Below are 697 nucleotides of genomic sequence, written 5' to 3' on the forward strand. Positions count from 1 at the left end.
CCAGGGAGAGGTACCCGAAGTGGTCTAACGGGGTCCGGGCTTTTGGTCCGGTCGGGCTATGCCTGCGCAGGTTCGAATCCTGCCCTCTCCGCACAGAGCGCCCCGTACGGTCATGACCATACGGGGCACCGATGCCCTTTCCGTTAGCCTGTGCACATTCACCACCCATCATGACGGCCTCCGCGGCGGTGATGGCATTTCAGGCATAAAGCGTCACGTCAGCAAATTAGGTGTTGTCGACTCCTTCGGATAGCACGTCTAAGGCTGCTGGCTTCGTTCTGTGCAGCTGGCCCGGAATAGCAGAACTTTCATTCACAACTGTGTAAGACAGTGTGGCTTTTTCAGCTCGCTGACTGCGCTCCTGTCATGCCGCTCTGGCTCCTCCGTTGTGACCTCGTTGATGGCGCTCTGCCTGCAGAAAGAGGGGCATCTTTTTGTTGGCGTCAGCCGCAAGAGAACCTCAACCTGCGTGCTGCGCATGGGACACCGACGAGGGCGGTGAGGCCTTGGGATCGAGGACAGCGTTTCAACATTGCGCGAGTGATCTCGACGCGTCGCAAGCATGGGCCCCGTATGGCTATGACCATACGGGGCCCATGCTCTGTGCGGAGAGGGCAGGATTCGAACCTGCGCAGGCATAGCCCGACCGGACCAAAAGCCCGGACCCCGTTAGACCACTTCGGGTACCTCTCCCTGG

2 tRNA genes are annotated in these 697 nt (G+C 59.8%); one reads left to right on the plus strand and one right to left on the minus strand.

Annotation, left to right across the window (positions count from 1 at the left end):
* The first annotated feature begins 4 nt into the window (after positions 1–4).
* A tRNA-Lys gene (locus IG62_RS0140970) sits at positions 5–91 on the plus strand.
* A 515-nt stretch (positions 92–606) separates the two neighbouring features.
* Here IG62_RS0140970 and IG62_RS0140975 read toward each other — a convergent pair.
* Positions 607–693, minus strand: a tRNA-Lys gene (locus IG62_RS0140975).
* Positions 694–697: the final 4 nt, after the last annotated feature.

It is taken from the genome of Streptomyces sp. NRRL S-337 (assembly GCF_000720175.1).
GTDB classification, from domain to species: Bacteria; Actinomycetota; Actinomycetes; order Streptomycetales; family Streptomycetaceae; genus Streptomyces; species Streptomyces siderophoricus.